This window comes from uncultured Salegentibacter sp., assembly GCF_963972535.1.
Lineage (GTDB): Bacteria > Bacteroidota > Bacteroidia > Flavobacteriales > Flavobacteriaceae > Salegentibacter.
Genome location: NZ_CAXAVR010000106.1, coordinates 1 through 8,734, shown reverse-complemented (window position 1 = coordinate 8,734; position 8,734 = coordinate 1). Strand labels below are relative to the sequence as shown.

General features: G+C 37.8%; 4 protein-coding genes and 1 pseudogene. 2 read left to right on the top strand and 3 right to left on the bottom strand.

The window, feature by feature from the left end; translation table 11 throughout:
* The 3 genes and pseudogenes from AACZ30_RS11305 to AACZ30_RS11295 all read right to left on the bottom strand — a co-directional run.
* A pseudogene (locus AACZ30_RS11305) lies at positions 1-439 on the bottom strand (MotA/TolQ/ExbB proton channel family protein); the annotation flags it as partial.
* Between the two features lie 220 nt (positions 440-659).
* Complete coding sequence (locus AACZ30_RS11300) at positions 660-1,886, bottom strand: Glu/Leu/Phe/Val dehydrogenase dimerization domain-containing protein (RefSeq protein ID WP_339649436.1); 1,227 nt, start codon at positions 1,884-1,886, stop codon at positions 660-662.
* Positions 1,887-1,951: 65 nt separating this feature from the next.
* On the bottom strand, positions 1,952-3,016 hold the full coding sequence (locus AACZ30_RS11295; RefSeq protein ID WP_339649434.1) for an anhydro-N-acetylmuramic acid kinase: 1,065 nt from the start codon (positions 3,014-3,016) through the stop codon (positions 1,952-1,954).
* Between the two features lie 93 nt (positions 3,017-3,109).
* Between AACZ30_RS11295 and AACZ30_RS11290 the strand changes: the two genes are divergently transcribed.
* Together AACZ30_RS11290 and gltB are read left to right on the top strand one after the other, a co-directional pair.
* The gene (locus AACZ30_RS11290; protein WP_339649433.1) at positions 3,110-4,252 is read left to right on the top strand and encodes an acyl-CoA dehydrogenase; all 1,143 of its coding nucleotides are present in this window, start codon (positions 3,110-3,112) and stop codon (positions 4,250-4,252) included.
* A gap of 239 nt (positions 4,253-4,491) precedes the next feature.
* On the top strand, positions 4,492-8,734 hold a 4,243-nt coding region (gltB, locus tag AACZ30_RS11285), incomplete at its 3' end, for a glutamate synthase large subunit (RefSeq protein ID WP_339649432.1).

The following is an 8,734-nucleotide window of genomic DNA, read 5'->3' as shown; positions in this document are numbered from 1 at the left end:
CACCTGCAATAGTAGCCAAAATACTTACATTCTTCTCCAGTTTGTAAACTTCTAAACGGCCTGCATTTTCTATGGCGGTATTAATATCTTCTAACGGACTTCCGATTCGAGAAATTCCTTTTTCGGTTAACCTGGCTACGGGAGAATCACTTTGTGCACAGCGCATTTTAGCCGATTCTATGTTTCCGTTTAAAACATTATCCTTTATTTGAAGCATAAAATTTTTATCTACCTGGCTGGCCGATTTTATCGCAAACAGCCTTTCAAAGTAAATATAAACTGCTGCGAACAACAGGATAAACAAAATAATGATGATTATTTGGCCTCCAAGGCCACCACTTAGCATTAAATCGAATAAAGACAGGGTTTTTTCTTCCACTACCGGTTCTGCCTCCTGGGCGGCTTCGGCAACGCCGTCCTGCTGAAAAAAGTATAGCATAGGTTTCTATTAGGGTTTTTAATGTAACGTGATAAACCAGATTTAATTGTAATCCAAATTTAGTAAAATAATCAGCAGTGCAAACTGCTTTATCTCAAATGGCAGTTTTTTATTTTTTGAAGCGCATTTTAAATGATTTTATTCATAAAAAAATCCCGCTCGAAAGCGGGATTTTCAGGAATAATCTCAATCAACTAAAATTACAAGATTAATCAAAAATTTATACTAGCTGCTTTAATGCAACTTCAAAAGCGGTCTTGCTTATATTGGTTTTACTACTATTATTATCGTAAGTATTCTGGATGGCATTTTTAATGGTCATAGAAGTGTCATTAAATATAGACTCATCTGTCATTTGTACTCTTCTTTCCATAAAATAAGCGAAAACTCTCGCCATTCCACAGTTTGCTATAAAATCAGGGATTAAGCTAACTTTCTCGTCGGTAGATTCCATAATTGAGCCGAAGAAAATTTCTTTATCAGCAAAAGGAACGTTGGCGCCACTGGTAATTACCTCTAACTTCCTTTCTATCAAATTATTAATTTGATCCTGGGTAATTAATCGGGAAGCAGCACAAGGTGCAAAGATCTCGGCATCAAGCTCCCAAATCTTTTCATTAATTTCTTCAAAAGGAATTAAATTATCGTGTTTAATTGTATTCCCTTCCTTGTTAAGGAAAAGCTCCTTAATTTCTTCAAAAGTAAATCCGTCTTCGTTAATTAAACCGCCAACCCGATCTATTATCCCTACTATCTTAACACCCATTTGCGAAAGGTAATAAGCTGCGGCAGAACCAACATTTCCAAAGCCCTGAACAATTGCTTTTTTCTCGGTCACATCGCCACCATAAATATCATAATAATGTTTAACCGATTCGGCTACGCCGTAACCGGTAATCATATCGGCAACCGTATATTTGCGGGTAACATCTGGTGAAAATCGAGTGTTTTCTAAAACTTTAATAACTCCCTGGCGTAACTGGCCAATTCTATTAATTTTATCGGCTTCGCTGGGTTTAAAGTGCCCGTTAAATACACCTTCCTGCGGGTGCCATACACCACAATCTTCAGTAATTGGAATTACTTCATTTATTTCATCAACATTTAAATCACCACCGGTACCGTAGTAACTCTTTAACAAAGGAGAAACCGCTTTATACCAACGCTCTAAAACGCCTTTTTTTCGAGGATCGTTGGGATCAAAGTTTATACCCGATTTAGCGCCTCCAATTGGAGGTCCTGAAACGGTGAATTTCACTTCCATAGTTTTGGCTAGTGAAAGCACTTCATTTTGATCCAGTCCTACACGCATTCTTGTACCTCCACCGGCAGCACCACCGCGTAGAGAATTTATTACCGTCCAACCTTCAGCCTCGGTTTCAGAATCTTTCCAATTGAAAACGATTTCGGGTTCTTTATTTTCGTATAATTTTAATAATTCCTTCATTTATACTCTAATTTTTCGCAAATATATAAACTAAGTAGTATATTTTTAATTTTTCAGCAAAAAGTTTAGATCTCATAAATTATTCCGGAAGAATGGTCTTTTTTAGCGCCGGTGACCGATTTTAATACATTTACCTCATCCCGAAGCTTTAAAACGCCAAGCAGTCCAAAAATTAAAGCTTCTTTATAATTAATAATTTCATCTGAAGGAATCGTGAAATGACATTTAGACTCATTTTTTAAAAGCCTGATTAAAAAATTATTAAAAGTCCCACCGCCGGTCATAAAAACTTTTGAATTGGGATCGTTATCCAGGGTTTTTGCAATTTGCTGAGCCACGTGAACAGTATAAGTATGAAGAATATCCTGGAGGTTTTCTTCGTGTTTTTCCAAAACAGGAAAAACTTCAGACTTCACCCATTCTATTCCTAAAGATTTTGGTGGTTTTTGCGCATAAAATGCAAGCTTATTAAGCTTCTTAAGTAAGTTTTCATTCAAATTGCCAGCCGTCGCCAGTTTACCACCTTCGTCAAATTCTTTTCCTAATTTTTGAGCGTAATAATTCAAAACGGTATTTACGGCACAAATATCATAAGCCAAACGTTCTCCACTTTTTTCGGTAGAAATATTTGCGAATCCGCCTAAATTCAGGCAATATTTATAATCTGAAAAAAGCAATTGATCGCCAATTGGCACCAGCGGTGCGCCCTGCCCGCCAAACTCTACATCCTGAACTCTAAAATCGCAAATTACGGTTTGTCCAGATAGGTAAGCGATTTCTGGTAAATTCCCAATTTGCAAGGTGTAATTATTTTCAGGCTCATGTTTAATAGTATGCCCGTGGCTACAAACCGCATCAATATCTTTAATTTGATGATTTTCAATAAACCGGGAAATAATTCCGGCGAGAAAATTCGTATATTTTTTATTTAGCTCTTCTAAGCGTTCTTCAGAATAATTAATAGCGGCTGCTAAAGTTTCCTGCCAATTTAACGGGTATGGAATGGTTTCAGCCTTCAAAATCTTATAACTCCAGGAGTTTTTAAAATCGAAATTAACATAGACCAAATCGATGCCATCTAAGGATGTCCCCGACATTACACCAATAACTTTATAATTTGCTTTTTTCATATTCGTAAAATTAATTAAACTAAATTGAAAATTACATACCAAAACTTTATCTTTGGCTACCAAAATTAGATTTTCCTAAATTAAAATAATAATATGGATTTCAAACTTACAGAAGAACATATAATGATTCGCGATGCCGCGCGTGATTTTGCAAAAAACGAATTATTGCCCGGGGTGATAGAGAGAGACGAAGAACAGGAGTTTCCCGCCGAGCAGGTGAAGAAGATGGGAGAGCTTGGTTTTCTTGGCATGATGGCTTCTCCAGAATTTGGCGGCGGCGGTATGGATACCATTTCATACATTCTTGCCATGGAAGAAATTTCAAAAATAGATGCCTCTGCTTCTGTAGTGATGTCGGTTAATAATTCTTTGGTTTGCTGGGGCCTTGATACCTACGGAAACCAGGAGCAAAAAGAAAAATATCTTTCTAAACTAACCACCGGCGAAAAACTTGGAGCTTTTTGTTTATCTGAACCCGAAGCCGGAAGTGACGCAACTTCACAACGAACTACGGCAATAGATAAAGGAGACCATTATTTATTAAACGGAACAAAAAACTGGATTACCAATGGAAATTCAGCCGACTATTATATTGTAATTGCACAAACCGATCGTGAGAAAAAACATAAAGGGATTAATGCTTTTATAGTAGAAAAAGGAGTTGAAGGTTTTGAAATAGGACCCAAAGAACAAAAAATGGGAATTCGCGGAAGCGATACGCATTCATTAAATTTTAATGATGTAAAAGTTCCCAAAGAGAATAGAATTGGCGAAGATGGCTTCGGATTTAAATTCGCCATGAAAACACTTTCTGGTGGAAGAATAGGGATTGCAGCCCAGGCTTTAGGTATTGCTTCTGGTGCTTATGAGTTGGCTTTAGATTATTCTAAACAACGAAAAGCATTTGGTACCGAAATTTGCAATCACCAGGCAATTGCTTTTAAACTGGCCGATATGTATACTTCAATTGAAGCATCAAGACACCTTGTAATGAAGGCTGCCTGGGATAAAGACCAGGGCGGTAATTATGATCTTACCGGTGCAATGGCTAAAGTTTATGCTTCAAAAACCGCAATGGACGTTTCTACTGAAGCTGTACAAATACACGGCGGTAATGGTTATGTAAAAGAATACCATGTAGAGCGCTTAATGCGCGATGCAAAAATTACCCAGATATACGAAGGCACTTCAGAAATTCAAAAGATTGTAATTTCAAGGGCTATCCTTAAAGATTAATTTTCTTGTTAATTATTGAATTTAAGTCCGGTTTTTCTAAAATCGGACTTTTTTTATGGACAAAGGTTACCTACTATGTTTATAGAATCAATAATAGAAAAGGGATCAAATTACATAATTATCATTTATAACAATTTTAATTGTTTTTACTGAATTTCTTCTTACTTTAAGTTCAAAACGCTTCATAATATTTATCTAATTAGGTAATTTTGAGACGATAACTTAAGGACGAAAAGGACATGAAATTAAAAAAACAGGGGCTCTATTCACCCGAATTTGAGCACGATAATTGTGGCGCAGGCTTTATATGTAATTTAAAAGGCAAACGAACTAATGATATAATTCATAAAGCCCTGGATATTCTTATTCGCCTGGAACACAGAGGTGCGGTAAGTGCCGATGGTAAAACAGGTGATGGCGCCGGTATTTTAATAGAAATTCCTCACGATTTTTTCAAGAAAACATGTGAATTCAAACTTCCTAATTTTAAAGAATATGCGGTAGGAATGGTTTTTCTTCCGCAATCTGAGAACCAACGAAAAATTTGCAGAGAAATTTTTGAAGAAGAGATTATTGGCCAGGGTCTTAACCTTATAGGCTGGCGGGAAGTACCCGTAAACAGAGCCTGCCTGGGAAGCATTGCTTCACTTTCTGAACCAAGTGTACAACAGGTTTTTATAGGAAAAGGAGATGATGTTTCAGAAGAAAGTTTTAATGCAAAACTTTTTGCTGCGAGAAAAATCGCTGAACATCGTATTGAAAAATCAGAACTTTCTGAATCAGAATATTTTTACCTGGCAAGTTTATCAACCAATACCATTATCTACAAAGGTTTGTTGATGCCACAGGATATTAACGTTTACTATCGCGATCTAAACGAACCAGATGTAGTTACCAAACTTGCTTTGGTTCATCAACGCTTCTCTACAAACACCTTCCCAACCTGGGATTTGGCACAACCTTTCCGATATATGTGTCATAATGGAGAAATAAATACGCTACGCGGAAATTTAAGCCGAATGAAAGCCAGGGAAGAGCTTTTTGAAAGCGAAAAATTTGGCGAAGATCTAAAAGAAGTTATTCCTATTGTTCCTGAAGGTAAATCAGATTCAGCTTCTATGGATATGGTGCTGGAATTATTATTACAAACAGGAAGATCTCTTCCAGAAGCAATAATGATGATGGTCCCTGAAGCCTGGGAGAAAAATCCGTCTATGCTTGATGAGAAAAAAGCATTTTACGAATACAACGCTTGCATTATGGAACCCTGGGATGGCCCGGCTTCCATTCCGTTTACCGATGGGAAATATATAGGTGCGTTATTAGACAGAAACGGATTACGACCTTCAAGGTATACGCTTACCAAAGATGGTTACGTAATAATGTCTTCAGAAACCGGTGTTTTAGAGGTTAAACCCGAAAATGTAGAATTACACGGTAGGCTCGAACCCGGAAGAATGTTTCTTGTAGATATGCAGGAAGGCCGAATTATAGGCGATGAAGAAGTAAAACAAAAAATTATTTCTGAAAGACCTTATAGAAAATGGTTAGACGAAAATTTACTTAATCTTTCTGAAGTTCCTTATACCGGCAACAAAACCCCGGTAGAGAAAATAGATATTAATACCCGGCAAAAGTTATTTGGTTATACCCAGGAAGACATCAAAACAATAATTAGTCCAATGGCGCTCCAGGGAAAAGAAGCAATTGGTTCTATGGGTGCCGATATTCCATTGGCGGTTCTTTCAGATAAATCACAGCTTCTATTTAATTATTTTAAGCAATTATTCGCCCAGGTAACCAATCCTCCTTTAGATGGAATAAGGGAAGAAATTGTTACCGATATTAGTTTAGCTATTGGGGAAGACCGAAATTTATTTGATATCATTCCTGAGCAATCCAAGAAACTTAGGATCCAAAATCCTGTTATTTCCAACGAGGATTTAGATAAAATAAAATACATAGAACATCCAGATTTTAAAACCGCTTCAATCTCAATTTTATATGAAGCCAATAAAGGCCTTAACGGACTGGAAACACGACTGGATGAAATTATTTACGAAATAAACGATGCCGTAGATAAAGGCTGCAATGTAATTATACTTACTGATAGGAATGCCGATCCAAAACTGGCTCCTATTCCTTCACTGTTGGCTTGTTCTTTTGTGCATCACGGCGTAAAAAAACATAACCGAAGATCTTCTTTCGGAATTGTAATAGAATCGGCTGAACCAAGGGAACCGCATCATTTCGCATTGTTATTTGGTTATGGTGCCAGCGCCATTAATCCGTATATGGTGAATGAAATTATTTACAGCCTGGTGGAAGAAAAAGAAATTGAAGTTGATGATCCTGAAGTTGCCGTAGAAAATTTTAATGTAGCCATTGGAAAAGGAATTGTGAAGATTATGAATAAGATTGGTATTTCTACCCTTCATTCCTACCGCGGTGCACAAATTTTCGAGATTCTTGGTTTAAACCAAAAATTTGTAGATAAATATTTCACCAACACACCAACCCGAATTGAGGGAATTGGACTGTATGAAGTAGAAAAAGAAATTCAGAAGCGTTTCGAAAATGCTTTTGCTCCCAAGAAAACAGATACCGATCTGGATCTGGAAATTGGTGGTGATTATCGCTGGAGAAGAACCGGAGAAAGGCATATGTTTAACCCCGCAAGTGTTGCTAAACTGCAACAAGCGGTAAAACAAAACAGCACTAAAGCTTACGAAGAATATTCAAAATTAATAAACGACCAAAGCGAACGTTTAATGACGCTTCGCGGAATGTTTAAATTCCGTGACCTTAATCCGGTTCCTATTGAGGAGGTAGAACCCTGGACAGAGATCGTAAAACGATTTAAAACCGGCGCGATGTCTTTTGGTTCTATTAGTAAAGAAGCGCACGAGAACCTTGCTGTTGCGATGAATCGTATGCAGGGAAAAAGCAACTCGGGTGAAGGTGGTGAAGATCCGCAGCGTTTTCATAAAGATCTTGATGGCAACTGGAGAAATTCAGCTATTAAGCAGGTTGCTTCAGGTAGATTTGGAGTTTCTATTAATTATTTGAGTAACGCAAAGGAAATTCAAATTAAAATGGCCCAGGGTGCAAAACCCGGGGAAGGCGGGCAATTACCGGGACCAAAAGTAAACCCCGATATTGCAAAAACAAGAAATTCCACTCCTTATGTAGGATTAATTTCACCGCCGCCACACCACGATATTTATTCTATAGAAGATTTGGCGCAGTTAATTTTCGACCTTAAAAATGCGAATCGCGAAGCCAGGATTAACGTGAAATTGGTTTCTAAAGTTGGTGTGGGAACTATTGCTGCCGGTGTTGCAAAAGCAAAGGCAGATGTAGTTTTAATTTCCGGATTTGATGGTGGTACGGGAGCTTCTCCCCTCACCTCCCTAAGACACGCAGGTTTACCCTGGGAACTTGGAATTGCCGAAGCCCAACAAACCCTACTTATCAACAATCTTAGAAACAGGATTGTTGTAGAGTGTGACGGCCAGTTAAAAACCGGTCGTGATGTTGCTATTGCTGCATTGCTTGGCGCAGAGGAATTTGGTTTTTCTACCGCTCCCCTGGTAGCATCAGGTTGTATTATGATGCGTGCGTGCCATTTAAACACCTGCCCGGTAGGAATAGCTACGCAAGATCCAGAATTACGTAAGAAGTTTAAAGGTACTCCTGAAGATGTAATCAACTTTATGTATTTCATCGCACAGGAATTAAGACAGATTATGGCCGATCTTGGTTTTAGAACTATAAATGAAATGGTTGGTCAAAGCCAAAAACTGGATATGAACCGTGCCATAGAACATTATAAAGCACAGGGATTAGACCTTTCTAACATTCTGTATAAGCCGAAAATAGATGAAGATATGCCGCTTTATAATACAGAAACCCAGGATCACAACCTGGAAAATGTATTGGATTTTGAAATATTAAATCAGGCGCATCCGGCTATTTACAGAAAGGAAAAAATGAGCCTCGATTTCCCAATTAGCAATATAAACCGAACCACCGGAGCCATTTTAAGTAATGAAATTTCCAAAATTCACGGTGCAAAAGGATTACCCGACGGTACGCTAACATTGAATTTTACCGGTTCTGGAGGGCAAAGTTTTGGTGCTTTTGCTACCAAAGGTTTAACGATGAATATCAACGGAAATTCTAACGATTATTTAGGAAAAGGACTTTCGGGAGCAACTTTAAGTGTGAGAAAACCTAAAGAAGCATCTTTTAAATCTAATGAAAACGTCATTATTGGGAATGTTGCCCTTTACGGCGCTACAGATGGCGAAGCCTATATTAATGGAATGGGTGGCGAACGTTTCTGTGTAAGAAACTCAGGTGCCAAAGCGGTGATAGAAGGAATTGGAGATCATGGTTGTGAATATATGACTGGAGGTATTGCAGTTATTTTAGGAAAAATAGGAAGAAATTTCGCTGCTGGAATGAGCGGGGGAATCG

Coding starts and splice junctions, on each gene's coding strand:
- AACZ30_RS11290 (WP_339649433.1), top strand. CDS start 3,110: ATGGATTTCAAACTTACAGAAGAACATATAATGATTCGCGATGCCGCG.
- AACZ30_RS11300 (WP_339649436.1), bottom strand. CDS start 1,886: ATGAAGGAATTATTAAAATTATACGAAAATAAAGAACCCGAAATCGTT.
- AACZ30_RS11295 (WP_339649434.1), bottom strand. CDS start 3,016: ATGAAAAAAGCAAATTATAAAGTTATTGGTGTAATGTCGGGGACATCC.